Consider the following 23,803-nt stretch of genomic DNA (forward strand, 5'->3'; position numbering starts at 1 on the left):
TTTGGGCCGTCTTGCCCGAAGAGACCATCCAAAAGAAAAAGCCCTCGCCAGCATGGGCGAGGGCTTCTTCATAAAACTTCAGATCGCGTCAGCTACAATTCAGCGGCACCGCAAAACCCGAGCTACGTTCGGAACCGCCTTTGCGGAAGACATCGCCAGCGGGCAGACACCCTGTAAAGCGCTCGGTCTCTTCGCCAAAGATCGCACCAATCGAATTGTCGACGCGGGTGCTGTTGTTCAGCGTGCGCAGCACCCCATACAGCGTGCCGTTGACGCTGACCGTGCTCAGGAACAGGGTGGTGTCGCTGCCGGACAGCTGAACCGCGGTCGTGTCCGTGCGCCCGCCATTGTCGATGGCGACGCTTGCCAGCTTCGACGGATCAACCTCGTCGGACGAGACGTTGACGGTGGGCAACAGGGCCAGTTCGGCCGGGATGTTGATCTCGGGCGGGACAAAGGCCACGGCGCCTTGAACATCGGAAATGGTGCTCGGTTCGCCATCAATTCCGGTAAATCCGACGCCTTCCCGGTTGAACGGGTCCTCACAGGCTGCAAGGCTCAGAATGACGACTGTGGATAACAAGATTTTTTTCATGGCGGTCAACATTTTGTGGCGGGTTGCTGAACCGTACTGGCAGCCGGTTGCAAAAAGCAAGCCACCCGCAAACCGATTACGCCCGACGCTGATGCGCCCGTGCAACGGACAGATGTAAGCGTGACCCGGCGGACAGCCGCAGCTTGACCGGCAAAGGCGCAAAGAAAAAGGGCTCTGCCCAAGGCAGAACCCTTTTTGATGTTCGATAGAAAAGGCAGATTACTTGATCTTGCCTTCTTTGTACTCGACATGCTTCCGAGCGACCGGGTCGTATTTACGAACGGTCATTTTCTCGGTCATGGTCCGCGCGTTTTTCTTGGTCACGTAGAAGTGGCCCGTGCCCGCGGTCGAGTTCAGACGGATCTTGATTGTCGTCGGCTTCGCCATGGTTATCTCCTGCGTCCGAAAAGGCAGGGGCCTTTCGGTTGAATTCCTATGAGCGTGCGCTTTTACGCGCTGCACCGCCCATGTCAAGGGCAATCGCTCCCATGAAACCAGCGGGCGCTGAGTTGCCTTAACCGGGCAGTGTCGGAGCCCCCATATAGGTATGGATTTTGTCCCGCTCGGCATCTGACAGGCCCAAAGCGGTCGCCAGTTGTTTCAAATACGTGGCCTCACGCGCATTATCCAGACGAATCGCCGCCAGCGAGGTCGCGTAGATCTGCGTTCTCAGCGGGGCCCCGGCATCGGCGGCCAAACCCATCACATCCATCGGCGCATCCAGTTGCTCCTGAACGAAGGCGCGTTTTTCATCGCTGATATCGTCGCCCAGTTCGCCAAGGATGGTTTCCTTTTCATGCTGGTCCAATTCTCCGTCGGCCTTGGCCGCCTGAATCATTGCGCGCAGCATTAGTTTGGCCTGCTCCTCCATCGCGGCCCCGCCCGGAGTTCCGCCAAAAACCGTCTCCATCATGTCCAACGTCTGCTGGCTGCCGGTCTTGGCCGCGCCTTGCATGGCATTCATCAGCCCACCCAAACCGGCAGCTCCGGCAGGGTTGGCCATGCCGAACTTGCCCATCATTTCTTGCAGACCAGCGGCACCGCCGGGCATGCCGAACTGCTCGGCCATCTTGCCAAGCTGATCCATGCCAAAGCCGCCACCGCTCCCTTGCATCATATTCTGCAGGCCAGCCATACCGCCCATTTTCTGGTATTTTTCCAACCCTTTTGCAGCGGCAAATCCAACGGCGACCGAGGCCAACGCTTTCATAAAGCTCATGACAATCCTCCTAATGAATACTGTGTCCGTTGCTTCAAAAGGTAACATCTGAATGAGTTCTGAGAAACCCGGCGCTGATCCGGGCCGGGACGCAAACCACCAGAGGGATTTGCCGCATAGGGACGGATCAGCCCTGGCTTGCAAATCGGTGGGCTCAATTGAACAGATTACGGTTTCGTGATATGTCTGCGTGTTATTCTTATTTAGCCAGACGGGCTTGATCTTCGAGGCATCAGCAACAGGCATCACCCTCTGTCGGCAGAGTTTTTGCGCACGGCGTTTTATTGGGGGGCGTTGTTTGTCCCACCTGAGAGGAATGAAACATGCTGATCTGCGACATTCTTCAGGTCGCGGACAATTGAGATGCGGCGCGCTGTGGCGCCCGTAAAGGCCAAGGGACCGGCCGAATTACAGGTCCTCTGTCAATTTGCGTAACAGGAGGTATCTATGCCCATTTTCATCACTTATGCGTCCTATTCTCAGGAAGGTGTCCGGGGCATGCTGAAAAAGCCCAAGGACCGGACCGGGCCCGTCAGGGCATTGCTAAAGAAGGTCGGCGGCAAGCTCCTGGCATTTTACATGACCACGGGAGACAACGACATTGTTGTCATTAGCGAGGTGCCGGACGGGACCGATGCAGTGGCTATTGGCATGGCCGTTGCAGCCTCGGGTGCCGTATCGAATGTACAGACGGTACGTGCGTGGAAGGCGAAAGATTTTGCCGCCGTCACCAAGAAAGCCGCGAAACTGACCGGCGCATATGCACCGCCCGGTCGCTAAAAGGCCGATACGCGCGGAGGGCCTGTAAGCCGGATCCTGTTCCGGGGTTGCCCCCTTCGATGACCATTCCTCTGGGCCGTGCATTGCTGCGCGGCTCTAGCTGCCAACCCGGTCCCTCTGGGCCAAGACAGGCTTAGCGGCGGTATCGGTTTGCACCGACCGGCCCGCGCGGGGACCCTATTTGGCATTGCTCCCGGTGGGGCTTGCCGTGCCACCCCTGTTGCCAGAGGCGCGGTGGGCTCTTACCCCACCGTTTCACCCTTACCTTTGACCGAAGTCGCTGGCGGTTTGATTTCTGTGGCGCTTTCCGTCGGGTTGCCCCGCCCGGGCGTTACCCGGCACCGTTGTCTTGTGGAGTCCGGACTTTCCTCTCGGGTTTACCCCAAGCGGCCATCCGGCCCTCCGCGCAGGCGTTGGGTAGGCTTTGGGCCCGGCGGCGTCAAGGGTGGATAGCGAGCAGAAGGGGCCAGCCCCTTCTTGGCCTGCGGCCAATTCATCCCCGGGATATTTTTGGCCAGATGAAGAGCGGATCAGGTTTTGGAGGCGAGCGGGGCGAGATCGGCTGGGGTTAGCGGGCCTTTGGCCCATGGGCGGTATCTGAGGCGAACCGATGCAAGAAGAGTTTCGTCGTCAGTGTCGGCGGTGAAGCCTGTGTCGTAGGCAAGTTTGCGGAATTGGTCTGTCGAAGGGGCGTGTGAGCCTTCGACAAATCCGCGGCGGGCGGCGAGATTCTGATGTTCCAGCCGTTGCCAGTCGAACCCGGGGCCAGGGTCGAATTTGCGGCCCGGAGCCATATCTGAATGGCCGATCACACCTGCAGGCGCGATGGACCAGCGTTTCATGATCGAGGGCAACAGGTGTTCCAGCCGCGCCATTTGCGGGTGTGAGAACGGGTGATCGCCGCGGTTGTCCAATTCGATCCCGATAGAGCGTGAGTTGATGTCGGTCTGGCCGTGCCATTCCCCTGCCCCGGCGTGCCAAGCCCTGTCGTCTTCGCGCACCATTTGCCAGATCGTGCCGTCTGCGCCGATCAGGTAATGGGCCGAAACCTCGGCCTGTGGATCGCATAGGCGGTCCAGCGCGGCCTGAGCGCTTTTCATCGCGGTGTAGTGGAGGACGACAAGCGACGGGGTCAGCCCATCTCGGCGTGGGCCGAAATTGGGTGAAGGGTGCCAGATCGGCGACAGCGGGTCAGTTGCTGACGGCACTGCGGAACGGGCTTGGGTCCCAGCCGCAAGCGTAGCCATCCCCGTCCGGGTCAAGGCCTTTACGGTCGCGCTGCGGGCCGCCGCTGGACAGGAACTCGATCTGGGCCTGATCCGGCGAGGGGAAGCGGGCGCAGTTCCGCTGGGCCTTGGCCTGCAGGTTGAAACCAGCGCGGCTGTAGAGTTGGGTGCCCACCGGGTTTGACGTGTTCAACGCGTACTGAACGATGTTGGGTTGCCCGTCAGAGCCACGTTCCGGCACAGCCGTGGGTGCGACGACTTCGTAGGTCTGGCGATTCTGCTCGATCCGGGCGGCATCGGATTCGATGCTGCGGCGTTCGGAGACGGCTGCGAAGTCCTGCTCGTCCGAGATCGCGGTGTTGGTGGGGGTCGCGACCGGCTCGGTGACCTGCGCAGACGTGCTGGCCAGAGCGGCGGCGGTCTGGTTCGCCAGATCCGCATTCTCACCTGTTGCCGTCGGCAAGGTCGACACAGTGCCCGGTGCGCCCAGCGGTTCCTGCGACACATCCACGGGCGACAACAGCGGATTGCCTCCGACGCCCTGCCCGGCCAACTGCGCCTCGCGCTGAGCCCGGTATTCTGGCGTGTTGAAGCCGGGATTGCTGACCGGCGCGACCGTATTGCAGGCAGCAACCAGAGCGACGGCTGGGACCAGAAGCTTAAACCGCATTCCTCGGCTCCGTTTCAGTTCTGTGCATTGCCCGAGGCTTACCACCATTTGCCGGGCTTGGCCACAAACCCCGCCGCGCTTTCCAGCGCATAGGCGGTGTTGAGCAGGTCGCCTTCATCCCACGGCCGTCCGATCAGTTGCAGACCCAGCGGCAGGCCCTGCTTGTCCAGACCCGCGGGCACTGAAATGCCCGGAAGGCCGGCAAGGTTGACCGTCACGGTGAAAACGTCGTTCAGGTACATCTGCACCGGATCGGCCTCGGTCATTTCACCCAATCCGAACGAAGCCGAGGGTGTGGCCGGGGTCAGGATCGCGTCAATGCCAGCGGCGAAGACGTCTTCGAAGTCTTTCTTGATCAGGGTCCGGACCTTGCGGGCGCGGTTGTAGTAGGCGTCATAGAAGCCCGCGGACAACACATAGGTGCCGATCATGACCCGGCGCTGGACCTCATGACCGAAGCCTTCGGCGCGGGTCTTTTCGTACATCTCAGTGATGCCGTCGCCCTGCGCCAGATGGGCGCGGCGGCCATAGCGGACGCCGTCATAGCGGGCGAGGTTCGAGGACGCCTCGGCGGGCGCAATGACATAGTATGCGGGCAGTGCGTATTTAGTGTGCGGCAGCGAGATATCGACGATCTCGGCGCCTGCGTCTTTCAGCATCGCGGCCCCGTCGGCCCACAGCTTTTCGATCTCGGCGGGCATACCGTCCATGCGGTATTCTTTGGGGATACCGATCTTCTTGTCCTTGATGTTGCCGGTCAGCATCGCCTCGAAATTCGGGACGGCCAGATCGGCGCTGGTGGAGTCCTTGGCATCGTTGCCGCACATGGTTTCCAGCATGATCGCCGCGTCGCGGACGTTCTTGGTCATCGGACCGGCCTGATCCAGCGAGGACGCAAAGGCGATGATGCCCCAACGCGAGCAGCGGCCATATGTGGGCTTGATGCCGGTGATGCCGACAAAAGCCGCAGGCTGACGGATCGAGCCGCCGGTATCGGTGCCCGTCGCGGCCAGACACAGATCAGCCGCCACAGCCGAAGCAGACCCACCGGACGAGCCGCCGGGTGTCAGTTGCGCATCGTCATTGCCGCGCCGCCACGGGCTGACGGCATTGCCATAGGTCGAGGTTTCGTTGGACGACCCCATCGCGAATTCGTCCATGTTCAGCTTGCCCAGCATCACCGCACCGGCATCGGCCAGTTGCTGCGAGACGGTGGATTCGTATTCCGGCTTGAACCCATCCAGAATCTTCGAGGCCGCCTGGGACGGCACACCCTTGGTGCAGAACAGATCCTTGATGCCGATCGGCAGACCGCACATCGACGGGGCGTCGCCCGCCTTGATCCGCTCATCCGCTGCCTTGGCGCGTTCCAGCGCAAGCTCGGGCGTTTTGTGGACGAACGCGTTCAGCGCATCGGCGTCATCGATTGCCTTGAGGCAGGATTCGGTCAGCTCGACCGAGGTCACATCGCCCTTGCGCAGCGCATCGCGAGCCTCGGCCAGGCCCAGTTTGTTCAGATCGCTCATGTCTTACTCCACCACTTTGGGGACTGCGAAAAAGCCCTCGCGCGCGTCGGGGGCGTTGGCCAGAACCTTGTCCTGCTGGTTGCCGTCGGTGACCACATCCTCACGCCGTTTCAGGCGCATCGGCTCGACCGAAACCATCGGCTCGACGCCGTCCACATCGACCTCGTTCAGTTGCTCGATGAACCCGAGGATGGTGTTGAATTCGGACGCCAGCGCGGGCAGCGCGTCATCCTCGACCTTGATCCGGGCCAGTTTGGCCACCTTGGCGGCGGTGCTTTGGTCAATCGACATCGGAAAACCTCATATACGCTTAGACAGGGCGTTTACCCGTCTGCCGCAGCACCCGCAAGGCCACTATGCCATGGGTCAAGCCACCGCGCTGAATTCGGATTGGTTTCGCTGTCCTTTTGTGCGGTCGAGCGCCCGCAATTTCAACAATTGGGTGCTGCGCTTGCCGCAGCCGCCCGTTACGATGACCTTATATGTCAACCGGACCGCACCGCAGGTCCGGCAAGCCAACGGAGCCAAATATGAGCGCGCAAAAGCAAGCAGTTCTGGACGCGATTGATGCGGCCAACCAAAAAGACCCCTCGGTTGAGGACGGCCAGCCTGCCAACCTGCTCTATGGTCAGCGGATGAGCGCCGAGTTGGAGCGCCTGTTCCCCGAGGCATCGGACCCTTTGCAGATCGCCGCGCGCGGGCAGCATGTGGAACGCTGGAAACTGGCGCGCAACGAATACCCCGAAGGACGCGCCGGTTATCTGGCATGGCGGCGGGCACAGGGCGTACATCATGCCGAGGTGGTCATGGGGATGATGGGGGACGCCGGGTATTCCGACGATGAGGTTCAGGCGGCGGGCCGGATGCTGCGGAAGGAGGGGATCAAGCGGGACCCCGATGTGCAGGCTCTGGAAGATGTCATCTGCTTTGTGTTCCTGAAGTGGTATTTTGCTCCGTTTGCGGAAAAGCACTCAGCCGAGAAGATCCAGAGCATCGTCGAAAAAACCGCCCGCAAGATGTCGGCGGACGGGCGGGCGCGGGTCTTAGAAGAGTTCGATTTGCCACAGGACCTCGCCGCAGCGTTTGAAAGCTGACGCGGGGTGGACGACGAAATCCAACTGCTGCTGGACCTGCATCAGGATGGTGACCGGCAGGGACCGGGCGGCGCGCCGCAGACGCGGATGGCGATTGCCTTGTCCGGCCTCGGCGCAGGGCGCAATCTGCAGATCGCTGATATTGGCAGCGGAACAGGTGCCGCCGCTGTGGTTCTGGCGCAGGATCTGGACGCAACGGTTACCGCAGTGGATTTTCTGCAGCCGTTTCTGGACAAGCTGACCACCCGCGCCGAGCGTGCCGGTCTGTCAGATCGCATCCATACGTTAGAGGCGTCGATGGATGCCCTGCCCTTTTCCGATAGATCTCTGGACGCCATCTGGTCGGAAGGGGCGATCTACAATATTGGGTTCGAGACCGGCATCCAAAGCTGGCGGCGGTTCCTGAAACCCGGCGGTATTCTGGCGGTGTCGGAACTGACATGGCTGACTGCCGAGCGCCCGCAGGACCTGACCCAACATTGGGAACAGCAGTATTCAGGGGTGGCGACCGCGTCGACCAAGATCGCACAATTGGAGGCCAGCGGGTACGCTCTGCTGGGCTACTTCGCCCTTCCGAAAGACTGCTGGCTGCAGAACTACTACGACCCCATGCAGCAGCGCTTCGAGGGGTTTCTGGAACGGCACAAACACTCGAAAAAGGCCGAGGCAATCGTCGCGGCGGAAGAAGTTGAAATTGCGTTGTACAAGACATACGCAGACTATTTCAGCTACGGCTTCTATGTTGCGCGTAAGTTGCCGGATTAGCACTGTCAAAACGGGATTTTACTATCGCGACCCGATAGACCTCGATCATCCAGCCCAGCATGATCGCGTTCAGGATGTGCCACATGAAATGTGTCCCCAGCGGGATCTGATCGCAGGTCGGAAGGTCCAGCGCGCGGAACGTGATGGAAGCGATCAGAATCCCCGCCCCGATGGTCATCCCCCGCGCAAAATCGGGCTGTGATTTGCGCAGAAATGCCGCATAAATCAGGATCAGCAAAGGCACAGGCGCATAGGCCGCCGACCCTCCCAACCCCGGCACCAGCCGGAACAGCGGCAGCGTCGCGGCGGCGTAGGGAAAGAACAGCGCAGTCACAAGCAATGCCCGCGTGGTGGACATCCGCAGAATGTCCCGGTTCACCGCAAAAATGTAGATCAGGATGTATAGCAGAATAGGCGTGGTATCGGCCAGCGCGGCCCAAACCTGCGCATGTGTGTGGAACAGAAAGCTACCGATCCCGATACAGGCCAGAACACTCACCAGCGCTATCGCCAGCGGCATACCCTGCCCCCGCACCCGTCGCCACATGACAAAGGCCGAGATCAAAAACGCCGCGTTTGTCACCGCGTTCACCGGCTCGGCCCAATAGGCGGGTGACAAACGCTCACAATACCCGTCGATTTGCTGCATCCAGTCCATGGAAATTTACATAGCGGATGCTAGGCTGGTGCCAACAGTCAGTTCGGGAGGAATTTTTGATGAACATCATTTGGTTGGGCCACGGCAGTTTCCGCATCGAAACCGAAGGTCAGGTGCTGCTGGTTGACCCATGGCTGACAGGCAACCCGGTTCTGTCAGACATGCAGCATGACGCCGCATTGCAGGGTGCGACCCATATCCTGTTGACCCACACCCATTTCGATCACGTGGCCGATGTACTGTCGCTGGCCAAAACCCTGAGCGTTCCGATTGTGGGGCAATACGACCTGATGGGGTTCTGGAGCGAGACCGAAAACGTTGAAACCGTCGGCTTCAACAAGGGCGGCACGGTCGATCTGAACGGCATCAAGGTGACGATGGTGCCCGCGTCGCACAGCTCGACCTTTTCGACCCCCGAAGGTTTGCGTACTGGCGGCAGCGAGGTCGGGTTCATGATCGCGGCTGAGGGTCACATGCTTTACGTCTCGGGCGACACAGACATCATGGCGGATATGGAGTGGATGGGGGATTACTACAAACCCGATATCGGTATCCTCTCCGCTGGCGGTCATTTCACGATGGACATGAAAGCGACGGCCTACGCGGCGAAACGGTATTTCAACTTCAAAACCGTCATTCCGTGCCACTACAAGACGTTCCCGATTCTGGAGCAATCGGCGCAGGCATTGATTGACGGGTTGCTGGGTGTGGACGTGATTGAACCGGAAATCATGCGGTCGATCACGCTGTAACGCGGTTATGACCGGCAAAATCACCCCTTCCCCAGAACTGGTCGCTGTTGTTCGTCGGTGGAATCAGGCGGTTCATGACAGGGACCGTGCGGTTTTGGTGAACATGCTCTCAACGTCCGAGCACCTGCGTTATCAAGGGTCGGACGACAATGAATCCTGGTCCGGGCAAGTGATCCGTCAGGGCTTTGCCGATCACACAAAAGAGATACCCGAGTTCGACTGGCAAGAACATTCAACGGAAGCCTTTGAATGCGGTGACGTGGGCTGGGCCCATTGCGAGGCCACGCTGTCGTTTTCATCCAACGGTATCTCATCGCGGCACAGGTTTACCTTTGTTCTGCATCTCGAAAACGGCATCTGGAAACTGGTTCAACTGCATGTCTCGAACCCGACCTCAAACTTTGAAAAGATGGGGGTAGACCACGATGCCCTGAACGCTCTGATCGAGGCGGCGCGACAGGGCTTCACGCAGGATCAGACCGAAGGGGTAGCTTCGGTCATGTTCACCGACATTGCGGAGTCGTCAGCGATGACACGGCAATCGGGGGATCAAAAATGGACCGAGTTTATCTCGGACCATTTCGAAAGGGCTGAGACACTGATCAACCGACATCAGGGTCGATTGGTCAAATCGCTGGGCGATGGCACCATGTCGATTTTCCGGTCGGTTCAGGATGCGGTTCATGCGGCGATTGAGTTCCAAAAGGACAACAGGGCGGCAACGGAAACGCCCTTGGGCCTGCGGATCGGCATTTATACCGGCGATGTCATCCAGCGCGATGAGGATTTCTTTGGCTCGGTCGTCAACAAGGCGGCGCGAGTAACCAGTGCAAGCGGGCCGAACGAGATCCACGTGACCGATGTCACCCGATTGCTACTGGGAACCGTCCCCGGCCTGAATTTCAGCACGCCAAAATCATTACAGTTGAAAGGGTTCGGCGGGCAGCAGACGATCTACCGTCTGGACTGGGATTAGCGAAGCATCACTTCACGGTTCGCTTTTCGGCGAAAAACTCAAGCAGCAGGGCCTGACAATCTTGTGCGGCAATCCCGTCATAGACCTCGGGCTTGTGATGGGTCTGCGGGTGCGTGAACACGCGCGCGCCATGGGCCACGCCACCTGATTTCGGGTCAGCAGCACCATAATACACCCGCCGGATGCGCGCGGCGGCCAAAGCTGCGGCGCACATCGCGCAAGGCTCCAGTGTGACGTAAAGGTCATGACCCGGCAGCCGTTCCGACCCGGCCTCGGCGCAGGCGGCGCGCAGGGCCAGAATCTCGGCATGCGCCGTGGGGTCGTTCAACTCGCGCGTACGGTTTCCGGCAGCCGCGACCACCCGGTCGCCCCGCACGATGACGGCCCCGACCGGCACCTCGCCACGATCCGCTGCCGCGCGCGCTTGTTCCAGCGCCTTGTCCATATGCGATCTGAACACCATGCCCCTGACTGCATCAGAAACCCGGCTTTCGCAAGGCGACGGGATGCGCTATGGGCTGCGGATGAACAAAACCCCTCCTCCCGGCGACCGGATCGCCAAAGTGCTGGCGCGCGCCGGTGTCGCCTCGCGCCGTGAAGCGGAACGCATGATCGAAGCAGGCCGCGTTGCGGTGAACGGCAAGGTCATCGACAGCCCGGCCCTGAATGTCACCGCCAAGGACAAAATCGCGGTCGATGGCAAACCGGTGTCCGAGCCTGAACCATCGCGCCTTTGGCTCTATCACAAACCGTCGGGGCTGGTGACCACGACGCGCGATGAAAAAGGCCGCGCGACGATTTTCGACAACCTGCCCGAGGACATGCCCCGCGTCATGAGCGTCGGGCGGTTGGACCTGAATTCCGAAGGTCTGCTGCTGTTGACCAATGATGGCGGGATCAAGCGCAAGCTGGAACTGCCCTCGACCGGTTGGCTGCGCAAATACCGCGTACGGGTGAACGGGCGACCCAAGGACGAAGATTTTGCCCCCTTGCGCAAAGGGCTGGTGATCGAAGGCGAGCGGTTTTTGCCCATGGAGGTCTCGTTGGATCGCCAGCAAGGGGCCAATGCCTGGCTGACAATTGGTCTGCGCGAAGGCAAGAACCGCGAGATTCGCCGCGCCATGGAGGATATCGGTTTCAACGTAAACCGCCTGCTGCGCGTGTCTTACGGCCCATTCCAACTTGGCAACCTGAAACCCGGCGAAGTGGAAGAGATTCGCCGCCGCGTCATGCGCGACCAGCTTGGGCTGGATGCCGAGGCCAAACCCGACAGCCTGGCCAAACGCCCCGCCCGACCGCAGCGAAAACGGGCATCGGTGGGCAAGAAACCCCGCAAGTGATGCGGGTTAGGCAACCTTCCCCCTAGCGCCAAGCCCTCGCATCCCCTAAATTTTCCGTGAGTGCTGCTATTGGGGGGCGTCATGTCCGGGACCGGAGTGCAAAAACTGGCTTACGTGGCCCTGCTGGTGCTGTTGCTGGGCGTCTGCACTGGCCTTCTGGGGGGCTTGTAAGGCATGGCCAAGCGGTATGGTGGCAAATACAGCCCGCAAGGGGATGCCTCGCCCGGCGATCCGCCACAACGCGGGCAGTTCGATGGCGCGCGCGTTGAACCTGCAGGTGCGCGGGTCAATATCCTGTTTCTACCTGCGATCCCTCTAGTGTTCCTGTCGCTAAACGACGGGGCGATTGGCATGACCATCGGCCTGATCGCGGCGGGCCTGCTGACGGCCGCGGCCTTCCTGCTGCGAGAAGGGTTGCGGGCCGAGGCCGCCTATAACGCGCGTCGCACAGCACGACGACCCGCCTTTCCGCGAAAGATTTTCGCAAGCGTGTTGACCGGTCTGGGCGCGGCGCTGGCCTCTTACCGGACCGAATACCTGAACGCCGAAACCGTCGCACAGGTCAGCCTGCTGGCCCCGGTCCTGTTTGGCGCGGCAGCAACGGTTTTGCATTCGGTGTCCTTTGGCCTTGATCCGATGAAAGACAAGGGCATGGAGGGCGTCGATACCTTTCAGCAAGACCGCGTCGCCCGCGTAGTCGAAGATGCCGAACAGCACCTGTCGGAGATGACGGACGCCATCAAACGCGCAGGCGACCGCCGGGTCGAGGCGCGGGTTGAGCGGTTTCAGGACACGGCGCGCGATCTGTTCCGCACGGTCGAAGAAGACCCCCGCGATCTGGCCGGGGCGCGCAAATACCTGACCGTTTATCTGCAGGGTGCACGCGACGCGACGATCAAGTTCGCCGATGTTTATGCTCGCACGCGGGATGCGCAGGCGCTGGCGGACTACACGGAGCTACTTGACGATCTGGAACAGAATTTCGCCGCGCGCACGCGCAAGATGCTTTTGGATGACCGCAGCGATCTGACGGTTGAAATTGACGTGTTGCGCGAAAGGCTGCAACGCGAAGGCGTCCGGTTGGACTGACCGGCCAATATTTGAGCGAGGATTAACCCCATGTCCGATGAGATCAAGAACAAAGCCGTTGAAGCCGAAACACTCGTGCAGGAAGTCACGGCTGTTGCCCTGCCCGAACCGCAGGCCGAGGTCGTCTCGCTTGAGGAAGCCGACGAACCCGTAAGCGCCGAAATCCGCAAGCGGATGGACGAGATCGACATGGGCAACACCAACTCGATCGTTGCGTTCGGGTCATCGGCACAGGCCGAGTTGCAAGAGATCAGCCAGGCCATGCTGGCCGACGTGCGGAACAAGGATGTAGGTCCCGCCGGGGACAGCCTTCGCAATATCGTGACCACGATCCGGGGCTTTTCAGTCAGCGAACTGGACGTGCGGCGCAAGCAAAGCTGGTGGGAACGGCTGATGGGCAAAGCCGCGCCTTTCGCCAAGTTCACCGCCCAGTACGAACAGGTGCAGGGGCAGATCGACCGGATCACCGACGATCTTCTGGGCCATGAACATACCCTGCTGAAAGATATCAAATCGCTGGATTTGCTCTATGAAAAGACGCTGGGTTTCTATGACGAGCTGGCGCTGTATATCGCGGCGGGTGAGGAAAAGCTGACCGAGTTGGACAGCCACGACATTCCGGAAAAAGAGGCCGAGGTTCAGGCCGCGCCGGAAGAAGAACAGGTGATGAAGGCGCAGGAACTGCGCGACATGCGCGCCGCGCGCGACGATCTGGAACGGCGGGTGCATGATCTGAAACTGACGCGGCAGGTGACGATGCAGTCGCTGCCCTCGATCCGGTTGGTGCAGGAAAACGACAAGTCGCTGGTGACCAAGATCAACTCGACGCTGGTGAACACTGTACCCCTGTGGGAGACGCAACTGGCGCAGGCCGTCACCATTCAGCGCAGCGCCGAGGCCGCCGCCGCGGTGCGTGAGGCAAACGATCTGACCAACGAGCTTTTGACCTCGAACGCCGCCAATCTGCGCGAGTCGAACAAGATGATCCGCGAAGAGATGGAGCGCGGTGTGTTCGACATCGAAGCCGTGAAACAGGCCAATGCGGACCTGATCGGCACGATCAACGAAAGCCTCGCCATCGCCGATGAGGGCAAGGCCAAACGCGCAGCCGCCGAGGTTGAGTTGCAGAAGATGGAGACCGAACTGCGCGACACGCTGGCCGCTGCCAAGGCGCGCAAGGATGGCATCGGTGACAATTCCGGTACGGCAGTGCCGGGCTAAGGCGGACAAAGCGTGCGGCCATTTCGGTACCTTAAACTGACCCTTGGGTGTCTTGCGTTTTTGGCACTGGCCAATTGCGACGAAACGCTCACGGCGTCGCTGGTGCCGGAACCGCGCCCCGTGGCTCCTCCCCCGGCCCCCAATGCCTATGTTCCGCCCTCTGCTGCCAGTCAGGATCTGGCGCGCTTTTACAAGCGCGTCGAACGAGACCTTGTGACCCGAGGTCTGCTGCGCACCGATGGTGGAGGGCCGGACACGCCCTATGATGCCGACGATCTGGCCCGCAATTTCGAGGTTATCGCCTTTTACAGCGAATACCCTGACCATGCGGTGTCGGTCGGGTCGCGCCAGACCGACGGACAGCTCAGCCGTTGGTCTGGGCCGGTGCGTATCCAGACCGAGTTCGGGCCCTCGGTCCTGCCCGCCACGCGAGATCAGGACGCAGCTCAGGTGCAATCTTATACCGACCGTCTGGCCCGGTTAACTGGACACCCGATTTCGGTCGTCAGCCGCAAGGCCAATTTCCACGTGTTTTTCGCGGGCAAGGATGACAGCGCTTATGTGGTGTCGCGGCTCAAACAGCTGATTCCGAATATCAGTCAGGCCTCGCTGGAACTGGTGGCCAACCCGCGTGCCAATTTCGACTGTTTTGTGTTTGCCTCGGCCACCAGCGCCTCGCCCTATCGCTACGTGCGCGCTGTGACGTTGATCCGCGCGGAACTGCCCGATCTGGTGCGCCAAAGCTGCATTCACGAGGAAATCGCCCAAGGCTTGGGTTTGCCCAATGACAGCCCAGCGGCCAGACCGTCGATCTTCAATGATGATGACGAGTTCGCCTTGCTGACCAGTCATGACGAGAAACTTCTGACAATGCTCTACGATCAGCGGCTGGAACCCGGCGTGACCGTCGATCAGGCCCGGCCCGTTGTTCGGATCATTGCCCGCGAATTAATGGGGCAGCCGCTCTGACCCCAAGACAAGGAGAGTCCTTATGGGAATTTTCGATTTTCTGACCGGAGAATTCATCGATGTCATTCATTGGGTCGACGACACCCGCGACACGATGGTCTGGCGGTTCGAGCGTGAAGGGCATGAGATCAAATACGGCGCCAAGCTGACCGTGCGCGAAGGTCAGGCCGCTGTGTTTGTGCATGAGGGGCAATTGGCGGATGTGTTCACGCCGGGTCTATATATGCTCGAAACCAACAACATGCCGATCTTGACGACCCTGCAGCATTGGGATCACGGGTTTCAGTCCCCCTTCAAGTCCGAGATCTATTTCGTCAACACCACCCGCTTCAACGACCTGAAATGGGGCACCAAGAACCCCATCATGCTGCGCGACCCGGAATTCGGCCCGACCCGCATCCGCGCCTTTGGCACCTACACCGTGCGCGTGAAGGACCCGGCCAAGTTCCTGATCGAGATCGTCGGCACCGATGGCGAATTCACCATGGACGAGATCAGCTTTCAGATCCGCAACATCATCGTGCAGGAATTCAGCCGCGTGATCGCAGGCTCGGGTATTCCGGTGCTTGATATGGCGGCCAATACCGCCGATCTGGGCAAACTGATCGCTGCTGAGGTGTCTCCGGTCGTTGACAGCTACGGGCTTGAGATGCCCGAGTTTTACATCGAAAACATCTCTCTGCCCCCCGCCGTCGAAGCCGCGCTGGACAAGCGCACCTCGATGGGGTTGGCGGGCGATCTGGGGAAGTTCACCCAGTATTCCGCAGCCGAGGCGATGACCGCAGCCGCCAACAACCCCGGCCAGGGCGGCGGCATGGGCGCGGGTCTTGGCATGGGAATGGGCATGGCGGTGGCGCAGCAGATGTCGAACATGGCAGCGGGTCAGCCAAGCGGCCCGTGGGGATCGCCCGCCCCCGCTGCCCCGCAACCGGCAGCCCATGCGGCACCGCCGCCGCCTCCGCCGGTTGAGCATGTCTGGCATATCGCGGTGGATGGCCAGACCAGCGGCCCGTTTTCCAAGGCCCGCATGGGACGGATGGCTGCGGAGGGGCAGTTGACGCGCGACACCCATGTCTGGACCGCCGGGCAGGACGGTTGGAAAAAGGCAGGCGACGTGCAGGAACTGGCGCAGTTGTTTACCATCTTGCCGCCGCCTCCGCCGGGGGCATGAGGCGTGACGACAAAGCCAGTCCATAAGGCCTATACTGATCGTCAATATGTTTGGGCGGTCAACCTGTCCGCCATGTTGGGCTGGTCGTTTACGATTGGTTTGCCTTTTGTCATTGCTGCCATCGGAGCCGGGGACTGGAGCAGTGTTCGAAATCTGCTTCCCTTATTTGCAATCTTTGGCTTACCCATTGCATTAATCGCGGCGTGGGTCGTCGTTGCTCCATTCATGCGGCGCGTGATGACCACAAACATTTCTTATCTTCGCGCGGCTATCTGGGGCGCGTGTATAGGGTTTGTTTTGACGCTGATCAGCATTGGATTCGGTCGGATGTTGGGCCTGATGAAATCGCTGAACCCAAACTATTCGTCACAAATTGGCGGCGGAGACTCGATCAGCCAGATAGATGGCATTCTCACCCCCTATGGATGGTGGTTGCTGGCCCAGCAATCCGGCTGGTTCATCGCGGCCTGCATCATCGTCGCCTTAATCATTCGCGCCCTCATCGGTCCCGGATCGCGCGATTTGGCAGGTATCGCTTAATGACCGAAGAACACCGTTTCCCCTGCGAGCAATGTGGCGCTGACTACCGGTTCAATCCAGTGAACGGCACGCTGACCTGCGACCATTGCGGGCATTCCGAGCCGATTGACGCGGGCCCCTGGGGCGGTGCCAGCCTGCGCGAACTGGATTTCGACGCCGCCATCGCCGACCGCCTGCCTGACAGTGAGATCGAGGAAACCCGCGTTCTGAGTTGCCCGAACTGTGCCGCTCAGGTCGAGTTCGACCCCAACACCCATGCCGCCGAGTGTCCGTTCTGCGCAACACCCGTTGTCACGGACACCGGCGTGAACCGGCATATCAAACCCAAGGGCGTGCTGCCCTTCGCGCTGGACGAACGCGAGGCTCACACCGCCATGAGCGACTGGCTGGGCGGACTGTGGTTTGCCCCCAACGGGTTGAAAGACTACGCCCGAAAGGGGCGCAAGATGCAGGGCATCTATGTCCCCTACTGGACCTTCGATGCCGACACACAGTCGCGCTACCACGGCGAGCGCGGCGTTGTTTACCATGAGACGCGCACCGTCATGCGCGATGGCAAGCAGGTGCAGCAAATGGTGCCCAAAGTGCGCTGGACGCCCAAGTCAGGCCGGGTCGCGCGGATGTTTGACGATGTGCTGGTGCTGGCCTCGCGCGCGTTGCCCAAAACCTATACCGACGCTTTGGAGCCCTGGGACCTGCCTGCGCTCGAACCCTATCAGCCAGAATACCTGGCCGGGTTCCGGGCCGAGGCCTACACGGTCGAACTGAAAGACGGCTACGCTGAGGCCCGTCAGCACATGGCCCGCGTGATCGAGCGCGACGTGCGGTTCGACATCGGCGGCGACCGGCAGCGTATCCATATGCTCGAAACCGATGTTCGGGATGTCACGTTCAAACATATCCTGCTGCCGGTCTGGATGGCCGCCTACAAGTATCGCGGCCAGACGTTCCGCTTCGTAGTGAACGGCCGGACCGGTCGCGTGCAGGGAGAGCGGCCATGGTCGGCGATCAAGATCACCATCGCCGTGGTTCTGGGCCTTCTGGTTGCCGCCGGGGCCGGGTATCTGATGGCGACCGGTCAGCAATAGGGTCAAACGGCCCCTTGAACATCCCCGGGCCAGCCGCCATCCTCCGCCGCGAAGGATTGGGGGATGAGGCCGTCGTGACGATTTCCGTTTTGAATACGCTGCTTGAGGGCCGGCATTCCTGCCGGGCCTTTAGGCCTGATCCCGTGCCGCGGGTGCAGATCGAGCAAATCCTGACCAGTGCCGCGCGCGTTCCAAGCTGGTGCAATGCGCAGCCTTGGCATGTGGTGGTCACCAGTGGCGAGGAAACCGACAGGTTCCGTCAGGCGATGCGGGCTGAGGCGCAAACGGGCGCTCCAGCACCGGACCTGCCCTTTCCGACCTCTTACTCCGGCGTCTATCAGGACCGCCGCCGCGCCTGCGGGTGGGCCTTGTACGAGGCCGTGGGTGTGGAACGGGGCGACCGTGAAGGCTCGGCCCGGCAGATGATGCAGAACTTTTCGCTGTTCGGCGCGCCGCATTGTGCGATTGTCTCAAGCCCGGCAGAGCTGGGCGCTTATGGCGCGATGGATTGCGGCGGTTTTGTCACCGCCTTCACTCTGGCGGCGCAGGCCCTTGGGGTTGCGACGATCCCGCAGGCCGCAATCGCCAGTTACAGCCCGTTTCTGCGGCGCTATTTCCAGATCCCCGAGGACCGGCTGATACTGTGCGCCATCTCTTTCGGCTATTCCGATACGGACCACCCCGCCAACAGTTTTCGGACGGATCGGGCCCCCCTGGCCGAGATCGTGGATTGGCGCGAGTAAACACCGCCAACCCAACACACACCATCGGAGGATCACGTTGCGCGCCCTACTACAACGCATTTCGCACGCCAAAGTCTCGGTCGACGGGGCCGTGATCGGGCAATCGGGGCCGGGCCTGATGATCCTCGTCTGCGCTGTGCGCGGGGACGGGGAAGAACAGGCCGCAAAACTTGCAGCCAAGATATCCAAATTGCGCATCTTTAAGGATGAGGCGGGCAAGATGAACCGGTCGATTCTGGATATCGGCGGCTCGGCCCTTGTGGTCAGCCAATTCACCCTTGCTGCAGACACCTCCAGCGGCAACCGGCCCGGGTTTTCCGATGCCGCGCCGCCCGATCAGGGCCAGCACCTGTATGAAGTTTTTGCCCAAGCGCTGGGCTCACATGGTATTGCAGTCGAAACGGGGCAATTCGGGGCCGATATGGCCGTCGAATTGGTCAATGACGGGCCGGTAACGATCTGGATGGAAACGTGATGAACCTTGCGGACCAAGCACTCAAATTCTGGCGGGCCGGGGTGGCGGCTGTTGACGGATTCACGGCGACCAAGGCGGCCTTGCCGGGCGTTCCGAAACCGGACCGGATTCTGGCGGTCGGCAAACCCGCCGCAGCTATGGCCCGCGCCGCGTTGGACCATTTTGGCGATATCCCTGCGCTGGTTGTGACCAAGGACGATCACGGGCGCGATCTGCCCGAAGGTGTCGAGGTCATCGAGGCCTCGCATCCGGTCCCCGACGACCGCAGCCTTGCCGGTGGGCGTGCCCTGCGCCGTGCGGTCGAGGACATGGGCCCTAATACGCATCTGCTGTTGCTGGTGTCCGGCGGCGCGTCGTCTCTGGCCGAGGACTTGATCCACGGAAAGTCTCTGGCCGATCTGGAAGCTTTGAACCAAAAGCTTCTTTCGCAGGGCTTGGATATTGAGGCGATGAACGCCGAACGGCGCAAGCTGTCGCGGATCAAGGGCGGCGGGCTGCTGTCGCATTTCAAAGGCGCGCGCGCGACCGTTCTGGCGATTTCTGACGTGCCGGGCGATGACCTTGGCGTTATCGGATCGGGGATCGGTGCTTTGCCGGAAACGTATCATTTTCAGGCCACAACGCAGATCATCGCGTCGAACGCCCATGCCCGCGCGGCTGCCGCTAAAGCGGCGAAAGAGGACGGGCTGACCGTGCTGGCCGATGAAGAGGCGATGCATGACGACTATCTTGCGGTGTCCGCACGCCTCGGCCCGAAACTGCGCGAGGTGCAGGTGGGTGTGATGGTATTTGGCGGTGAACCCACCGTGGTTCTGCCGGAAAACCCCGGCAATGGCGGGCGCAATCAGGCGCTGGCCCTCGCGCTGGCACGCGAGATATCTGGGACCGAGGGGCTGACGGTCATCGTTGGCGGCACTGACGGCACCGATGGGCCGACCAACGCGGCTGGCGGGATCATTGACGGATCAACCTGGGGCGATGGCGCGGACCAGGCTTTGCGGGCGGCAGATAGCGGCAGTTTTCTGGACAAGGCGGGCGCACTTTTGATCACTGGGCCGACCGGTACAAACGTCATGGATTTGGTTGTGGCGATACGCCAGTAAACCGTCTGTTTTCCAAGCATCGGATCGCGTCGGAAACAGACAAGTGCAGGCGCGAATTGGCGACCGCAGGAGATTGACCCTGCCTATGGTCGGCCGAAAGACCTCTGACCAAAGGGCCGCAAATGGACCGCAAACTGCTTCTGATCATCCTCGACGGCGTTCCGTGGCGCAATTTCCGCCGCCTGTTCGGCAACCTTGAAGGCTGGGTCGACACGGGCGAGGCGCGGGTGTGGAAACTGCGCTCGGTCCTGCCGTCGACCTCGGCCAGTTGCTATGCCTCGATCCACACAGGCGTTACGCCGCAGGAGCATGGCTGCACCGGCAACGGAAACGTCTTTCGGCTAAGCCACAAAGACATCTTTAGCCAAGTGCGCGAGGGCGGAGGCGTGACAGGCGCCGTCACCCACAGTTTCTGGTCGCAGTTCTTCAACCGTCATCCCTTCGACTATGTGCGCGACGTGGAATATGACGAACCGGACAGCAAGACCATCAACCATGGCCGGTTCCACACCATGACCGGCTATGGCAAGACCAACCAGATGACGCCCTGCGATCTGGACCTGTTCGCCCAGCTCACCAACCTGTGCCTGCGCTTCGGGCTGAATTACGGTATCGTGCATACCTCGACGCTGGACAGCATGGGGCATCGGTTCTTCCACGAATGCGAAGAGATGGATCACGCCTGTTTCGTCATGGATGAGATGCTGGCCCCCTTCATCCCTCGCTGGCGGCAGTTGGGGTACGAGGTCATCGTCACCGCCGATCACGGTCAGGACGAGCGCGGGCATCACGGCGGGCGCAGTCCGTTGCAGCAGGAAACAGCGCTGTATTATTTTGGCGATGCGACGGGGCCGGATGCGGATGTGGTGATCGACCAGTTGCAACTAGCCCCCACGATCCTGAGCAGACTGGGCGCGCCGATTGCGGACACGATGAAGGCCGAACCGTTCTTGGGGTAACGCGCGGGACATCTAGTCGTAGGACCAGATGCCCTGCCCCAGCGCCTCAATCGCGACCGAGATCCGTTCAAAACTCGCGGCGGCGCGCGCTACCGTCGTTCGCGCGCGCAGGTAGCCGTGGATCAGGCCCTGTTCGTTGATCCAATGCGCCTGCCCGCCTGCTGCGATGATCTTCTCGCAATAGACCGCGCCGTCATCGCGCAGCGGGTCGCAGTCGGCGGTTACGGCAACCGTCGGCGGCAGGCCTGTAAAATCGGTATCCTGTAGCGGGGCAAATGTCGGATCGTTTACCGGCACCTCTCCACCACAGCGGATTTTTTCGTAATACAGAACATCCTCGCGGCTCAGCGACGGCGCATGGGCGTGATCCACGTAAGAACCCTTGTCGGTGTTGCCCCCCAGAAGCGGGTAGATCAGCACCTGACCCAGAACATGGTTCAGATCCCCTCGGGTCGCATGAGCGACTGCAGCGGCAAGGTTCCCCCCGGCGCTGTCACCGGCCAGAACCAGAGGGTCCCTGAATTCGCTGGCCACCCAGTTCACCGCCACCAGACTGTCGTCGAACTGCGCGGGATGGATATGTTCCGGACACAGGCGGTAGTCCACCGAAACAATGCGATACCCCGTCTGAGCACAGATTTCAGCGCAGATATCGTCATGACTGTCCAATCCGCCCAAAACAAAACCGCCGCCATGGAAATAGACGACGGTTCTTGTGGGGTCTCCGGCGGTATAGACACGGACCGGCACGCCATCGGCGGACCGGTCTTGTGTTTCCACGCCCTTGGGCCGAGGCTGGCGAAAATCCTGACAGAGCTTCTCATAGACGCGGCGCTGTTCGGCCATTGGCAGATCGACCACGTCGTCGGGATAGCTTTCAGCCGTTCGCCTTATGAACGCCCAGGTGTCCTCATCAATCAGACGTTCATAATCCATAGCCCCTCCCGGTCAGGCAGCCCACTCCCACGGCCGGGTGAACGTGCCCAACACTTTGCTGACATCGTCCTCGGAGGAGCCGTTCGCGTCAAGCTGCGCGACAAGGCCGCGTTTCTTGTCGTCGATAACCGACACCACCCGCGCATCGACACCCGCCGTTTCCAGCGCGCCGTTATAGACGCGCGTGATCGCCTGTTTGCGCAGGTCGGGCTTGAACACCTTTCCAACGGCGGTTTTGGGCAACTCGTCCAGAATGGTCATGTGTTTGGGTTGCGCCGCGCGTTCGTGCACGTGGACATGGCAGTAGTCCATCAGTTCTTTCTCGGTCACCGATGCGCCATCGACCAGTTCGACAAAGGCGCAGGGCACCTCACCCGAATAGGCGTCGGGCTGACCGATCGCGCCGGCAAAGGCAACGGCGTCGTGGCCCAGCAGAGCCTCTTCGATCTCGGCGGGGTCGATATTGTGCCCGCCGCGGATGATCAGGTCCTTGGCGCGGCCTGTGATCCACAGATAGCCATCTTCGTCGAACCGGCCCAGATCGCCCGTGCGCAGGTATGTGTCGTAGTGATAGAGGTTGGTGTTCTTATCCACCTCGGTATAGGTGTGGCCCGCATAGACACCGGGGTTCGAGATGCAGATCTCGCCGATTTCATTGGCCGCCGCTTCCACCGGCCCATCCGGCCCGTCCTGAAGGATTTTGACATCCGTATAGGGGAAAGGAATGCCAATCGAGCCGATCTTTTTCTCGCCATCCACCGGATTGCACGAGACCAGACAGGTGGCCTCGGTCAGGCCATAGCCTTCGACGATGGTCACGCCGGTTGCTTCCTCGAAGCGTCGGAACAGCTCGACCGGCAGCGGGGCGGAGCCCGAGAACGCGGTTTTCACCGAGGAGATATCCGCATCGACCGGGCGCTGCATCTTGGCCGCAATCGCCGTGGGGACGGTGATGATGAAACTGACCTTCCAGCGTTCGATCAGCTTCCAGAAATTGTCGAACACCCCGTCGCCGCGATACCCGGCAGGCGTCGGGAAGATCACATGCGCGCCCGAGGATACGGCGGCCATCACGATAACATGCACGGCAAAGACGTGGAACATGGGCAGTGGGCACATGATGACGTCGTTTTCGTCAAACAGCAGCGTGTTACCCAACCAGCCATTGTAGATCAGGCCCGAGTATTTGTGCTGCGCCACTTTAGGCATACCGGTCGTACCGCCGGTGTGGAAATAGCAGGCGACGCGGTCTTCGGTGCTGTCCTCAAAACTCAGCGTGGTTGGCTGCTTGGCAAGCTCCTGACTGAAATCCTTGTAATCCGCATGGGCCAGTTTTTCCTTGTCACCCATTTTCGGGCGCAGGAACGGCACCAGCCAGGATTTCGGAGGGGTCAGATACCGGTTCAGGTCGATCTCGAGGATCGTGTTGACCTTGGGTGCGTGACGCACCGCCTCTTCCACCTTTTGCGCAACATCCGTTTTCGGGAAGGATTTCAGCGTCACCACCACCTTGGCTCCGGTTTCCCGTAGGATTGCGGCGATCTGTTCGGGTTCAAGCAGCGGGTTGATCGGGTTCACGATCCCGGCCACGGCCCCGCCCATCATCGTGACAAGTGTTTCGTTACAGTTGGGCAGCACATAGGCCACCACGTCCTTCTCCCCAACACCCAGCGAGCGGAACAGGTTCGCGGCCTGATTGACCTTGCTCAGAAGATCGGACCATGTCAGCGTTTCGGCCTTGTCGTTGGGCCCTGACAGCAGTTGGAAGCTGATCGCCTTGTGGTTTGGAAATTTCCCGGCTGTCCGGGACAGCAATTGATGGAATGTGACCGGCAGGTCGCGATCCTCCCAGGACATCTCCTGCTCGATCCGTGTTTTGTCTTCAAGACCCACAAAGGCCATGTGGCT

At 60.8% G+C, this 23,803-nt stretch carries 27 protein-coding genes and 1 other RNA gene; 16 read left to right on the forward strand and 12 right to left on the reverse strand.

Annotation, left to right across the window (positions count from 1 at the left end):
• Positions 1 to 88 precede the first annotated feature (88 nt).
• From ACR0NJ_RS08280 to ACR0NJ_RS08290, 3 genes are all read right to left on the reverse strand, one after another.
• Positions 89 to 595, reverse strand: a complete 507-nt coding sequence (locus ACR0NJ_RS08280) for a hypothetical protein (protein ID WP_480816659.1) — start codon at positions 593 to 595, stop codon at positions 89 to 91.
• Between the two features lie 219 nt (positions 596 to 814).
• Positions 815 to 982, reverse strand: a complete 168-nt coding sequence (gene rpmG / locus ACR0NJ_RS08285) for a 50S ribosomal protein L33 (protein ID WP_005630270.1) — start codon at positions 980 to 982, stop codon at positions 815 to 817.
• A gap of 127 nt (positions 983 to 1,109) precedes the next feature.
• On the reverse strand, positions 1,110 to 1,814 hold the full coding sequence (locus ACR0NJ_RS08290) for a DUF533 domain-containing protein (RefSeq protein WP_480816660.1): 705 nt from the start codon (positions 1,812 to 1,814) through the stop codon (positions 1,110 to 1,112).
• A gap of 447 nt (positions 1,815 to 2,261) precedes the next feature.
• Between ACR0NJ_RS08290 and ACR0NJ_RS08295 the strand changes: the two genes are divergently transcribed.
• Positions 2,262 to 2,594 carry a GYD domain-containing protein gene (locus tag ACR0NJ_RS08295; RefSeq protein WP_480816661.1) on the forward strand — a complete coding sequence of 111 codons (333 nt, stop codon included), beginning with the start codon at positions 2,262 to 2,264 and terminating at the stop codon, positions 2,592 to 2,594.
• 9 nt (positions 2,595 to 2,603) lie between these two features.
• Here the strand turns inward: ACR0NJ_RS08295 and rnpB are convergent.
• The 5 genes from rnpB to gatC all read right to left on the reverse strand — a co-directional run bounded on the left by rnpB (position 2,604) and on the right by gatC (position 6,307).
• Positions 2,604 to 3,000, reverse strand: an RNA gene (gene rnpB, locus ACR0NJ_RS08300) — RNase P RNA component class A.
• A 124-nt stretch (positions 3,001 to 3,124) separates the two neighbouring features.
• Positions 3,125 to 3,841: an N-acetylmuramoyl-L-alanine amidase gene (locus ACR0NJ_RS08305; protein ID WP_480816662.1), complete on the reverse strand. Its 717-nt coding sequence runs from the start codon at positions 3,839 to 3,841 to the stop codon at positions 3,125 to 3,127.
• Positions 3,786 to 4,490 (reverse strand): hypothetical protein, encoded by a 705-nt coding sequence (locus ACR0NJ_RS08310; RefSeq protein WP_480816663.1) that lies wholly within the window; start codon positions 4,488 to 4,490, stop codon positions 3,786 to 3,788. Before ACR0NJ_RS08310 ends, ACR0NJ_RS08305 begins: the two co-directional genes overlap by 56 nt.
• Before the next feature lie 38 nt (positions 4,491 to 4,528).
• Positions 4,529 to 6,016, reverse strand: coding sequence for an Asp-tRNA(Asn)/Glu-tRNA(Gln) amidotransferase subunit GatA (gatA, locus tag ACR0NJ_RS08315; protein ID WP_480816664.1), 1,488 nt, complete (start codon positions 6,014 to 6,016; stop codon positions 4,529 to 4,531).
• Positions 6,017 to 6,019: 3 nt separating this feature from the next.
• The gene (gene gatC / locus ACR0NJ_RS08320; protein ID WP_039536649.1) at positions 6,020 to 6,307 is read right to left on the reverse strand and encodes an Asp-tRNA(Asn)/Glu-tRNA(Gln) amidotransferase subunit GatC; all 288 of its coding nucleotides are present in this window, start codon (positions 6,305 to 6,307) and stop codon (positions 6,020 to 6,022) included.
• A gap of 239 nt (positions 6,308 to 6,546) precedes the next feature.
• Between gatC and ACR0NJ_RS08325 the strand changes: the two genes are divergently transcribed.
• Complete coding sequence (locus tag ACR0NJ_RS08325; protein ID WP_480816665.1) at positions 6,547 to 7,110, forward strand: DUF4202 domain-containing protein; 564 nt, start codon at positions 6,547 to 6,549, stop codon at positions 7,108 to 7,110.
• Positions 7,111 to 7,116: 6 nt separating this feature from the next.
• On the forward strand, positions 7,117 to 7,875 hold the full coding sequence (locus tag ACR0NJ_RS08330; RefSeq protein WP_480816666.1) for a class I SAM-dependent methyltransferase: 759 nt from the start codon (positions 7,117 to 7,119) through the stop codon (positions 7,873 to 7,875).
• Here ACR0NJ_RS08330 and ACR0NJ_RS08335 read toward each other — a convergent pair.
• Complete coding sequence (locus tag ACR0NJ_RS08335) at positions 7,835 to 8,533, reverse strand: ceramidase domain-containing protein (RefSeq protein WP_480816667.1); 699 nt, start codon at positions 8,531 to 8,533, stop codon at positions 7,835 to 7,837. The genes ACR0NJ_RS08330 and ACR0NJ_RS08335 overlap by 41 nt on opposite strands.
• A 59-nt stretch (positions 8,534 to 8,592) precedes the next feature.
• On the opposite strand from ACR0NJ_RS08335, the gene ACR0NJ_RS08340 reads away from it, so the two are divergent.
• Positions 8,593 to 9,285, forward strand: a complete 693-nt coding sequence (locus tag ACR0NJ_RS08340) for a metal-dependent hydrolase (protein ID WP_480816668.1) — start codon at positions 8,593 to 8,595, stop codon at positions 9,283 to 9,285.
• A gap of 7 nt (positions 9,286 to 9,292) precedes the next feature.
• Complete coding sequence (locus ACR0NJ_RS08345; protein ID WP_480816669.1) at positions 9,293 to 10,261, forward strand: adenylate/guanylate cyclase domain-containing protein; 969 nt, start codon at positions 9,293 to 9,295, stop codon at positions 10,259 to 10,261.
• A 7-nt stretch (positions 10,262 to 10,268) separates the two neighbouring features.
• On the opposite strand, the gene ACR0NJ_RS08350 is transcribed toward ACR0NJ_RS08345, so the two are convergent.
• Positions 10,269 to 10,724: a nucleoside deaminase gene (locus tag ACR0NJ_RS08350; protein ID WP_480816670.1), complete on the reverse strand. Its 456-nt coding sequence runs from the start codon at positions 10,722 to 10,724 to the stop codon at positions 10,269 to 10,271.
• Between ACR0NJ_RS08350 and ACR0NJ_RS08355 the strand changes: the two genes are divergently transcribed.
• From ACR0NJ_RS08355 to ACR0NJ_RS08405, 11 genes are all read left to right on the forward strand, one after another.
• The gene (locus ACR0NJ_RS08355; protein WP_480816671.1) at positions 10,723 to 11,601 is read left to right on the forward strand and encodes a pseudouridine synthase; all 879 of its coding nucleotides are present in this window, start codon (positions 10,723 to 10,725) and stop codon (positions 11,599 to 11,601) included. The genes ACR0NJ_RS08350 and ACR0NJ_RS08355 overlap by 2 nt on opposite strands.
• 174 nt (positions 11,602 to 11,775) lie before the next feature.
• Positions 11,776 to 12,690, forward strand: coding sequence for a 5-bromo-4-chloroindolyl phosphate hydrolysis family protein (locus ACR0NJ_RS08360; protein ID WP_480816672.1), 915 nt, complete (start codon positions 11,776 to 11,778; stop codon positions 12,688 to 12,690).
• Between the two features lie 30 nt (positions 12,691 to 12,720).
• On the forward strand, positions 12,721 to 13,911 hold the full coding sequence (locus ACR0NJ_RS08365) for a toxic anion resistance protein (RefSeq protein WP_480816673.1): 1,191 nt from the start codon (positions 12,721 to 12,723) through the stop codon (positions 13,909 to 13,911).
• Positions 13,912 to 13,923: 12 nt separating this feature from the next.
• Positions 13,924 to 14,880 (forward strand): DUF2927 domain-containing protein, encoded by a 957-nt coding sequence (locus ACR0NJ_RS08370; protein ID WP_480816674.1) that lies wholly within the window; start codon positions 13,924 to 13,926, stop codon positions 14,878 to 14,880.
• 22 nt (positions 14,881 to 14,902) lie between these two features.
• Positions 14,903 to 16,051 carry an SPFH domain-containing protein gene (locus ACR0NJ_RS08375; protein ID WP_480816675.1) on the forward strand — a complete coding sequence of 383 codons (1,149 nt, stop codon included), beginning with the start codon at positions 14,903 to 14,905 and terminating at the stop codon, positions 16,049 to 16,051.
• Between the two features lie 3 nt (positions 16,052 to 16,054).
• Complete coding sequence (locus ACR0NJ_RS08380; RefSeq protein ID WP_480816676.1) at positions 16,055 to 16,591, forward strand: hypothetical protein; 537 nt, start codon at positions 16,055 to 16,057, stop codon at positions 16,589 to 16,591.
• The gene (locus ACR0NJ_RS08385) at positions 16,591 to 17,679 is read left to right on the forward strand and encodes a TFIIB-type zinc finger domain-containing protein (RefSeq protein ID WP_480816677.1); all 1,089 of its coding nucleotides are present in this window, start codon (positions 16,591 to 16,593) and stop codon (positions 17,677 to 17,679) included. The genes ACR0NJ_RS08380 and ACR0NJ_RS08385 overlap by 1 nt, the downstream gene beginning before the upstream one ends.
• A 74-nt stretch (positions 17,680 to 17,753) precedes the next feature.
• The gene (locus ACR0NJ_RS08390; RefSeq protein ID WP_480816678.1) at positions 17,754 to 18,422 is read left to right on the forward strand and encodes a nitroreductase; all 669 of its coding nucleotides are present in this window, start codon (positions 17,754 to 17,756) and stop codon (positions 18,420 to 18,422) included.
• Positions 18,423 to 18,459: 37 nt separating this feature from the next.
• The gene (gene dtd, locus ACR0NJ_RS08395) at positions 18,460 to 18,897 is read left to right on the forward strand and encodes a D-aminoacyl-tRNA deacylase (RefSeq protein ID WP_480816679.1); all 438 of its coding nucleotides are present in this window, start codon (positions 18,460 to 18,462) and stop codon (positions 18,895 to 18,897) included.
• Positions 18,897 to 20,000: a glycerate kinase type-2 family protein gene (locus tag ACR0NJ_RS08400; RefSeq protein ID WP_480816680.1), complete on the forward strand. Its 1,104-nt coding sequence runs from the start codon at positions 18,897 to 18,899 to the stop codon at positions 19,998 to 20,000. Before dtd ends, ACR0NJ_RS08400 begins: the two co-directional genes overlap by 1 nt.
• Positions 20,001 to 20,122: 122 nt before the next feature.
• Positions 20,123 to 20,959 (forward strand): alkaline phosphatase family protein, encoded by an 837-nt coding sequence (locus ACR0NJ_RS08405; RefSeq protein WP_480816681.1) that lies wholly within the window; start codon positions 20,123 to 20,125, stop codon positions 20,957 to 20,959.
• Positions 20,960 to 20,971: 12 nt separating this feature from the next.
• On the opposite strand, the gene ACR0NJ_RS08410 is transcribed toward ACR0NJ_RS08405, so the two are convergent.
• Together ACR0NJ_RS08410 and ACR0NJ_RS08415 are read right to left on the reverse strand one after the other, a co-directional pair.
• Positions 20,972 to 21,895 (reverse strand): alpha/beta hydrolase, encoded by a 924-nt coding sequence (locus tag ACR0NJ_RS08410; protein WP_480816682.1) that lies wholly within the window; start codon positions 21,893 to 21,895, stop codon positions 20,972 to 20,974.
• A 12-nt stretch (positions 21,896 to 21,907) separates the two neighbouring features.
• The gene (locus ACR0NJ_RS08415; protein WP_480816683.1) at positions 21,908 to 23,797 is read right to left on the reverse strand and encodes an acyl-CoA synthetase; all 1,890 of its coding nucleotides are present in this window, start codon (positions 23,795 to 23,797) and stop codon (positions 21,908 to 21,910) included.
• Positions 23,798 to 23,803 lie beyond the last annotated feature (6 nt).

The sequence above is a fragment of the Ruegeria sp. F11 genome (genome assembly GCF_056533855.1).